Below are 246 nucleotides of genomic sequence, written 5' to 3' on the forward strand. Positions count from 1 at the left end.
AACAAATAAATTCGGTATTATCGGTACTGATGATTTAAAAGAAGAAGGCTATATCGCTCATATTTTAGGTGTAAATGCTGAAGAAGGCGATGAAATTACTGAGTATTTAAATGAAGTCATTCATTAAAGATAAAAACCCCTAACTAGATTACAGGTCCATGCTTGAATTGCATGATTCCCATTTTCAATCTAGCTAAGGGTTTTATTAATGTTCAGTATCTTGAATGGTTGGCTTAATCTTCACAT

General features: G+C 32.1%; 1 protein-coding gene. It reads left to right on the forward strand.

Going from position 1 to position 246, the window contains the following annotated elements:
* Positions 1-127, forward strand: a 127-nt coding sequence (locus IDG60_RS03550; RefSeq protein WP_206160498.1) for an SAV0927 family protein, incomplete at its 5' end; no start/stop codon positions are given.
* Between the last annotated feature and the right edge of the window lie 119 nt (positions 128-246).

Source organism: Staphylococcus sp. EG-SA-2, from assembly GCF_017152085.1.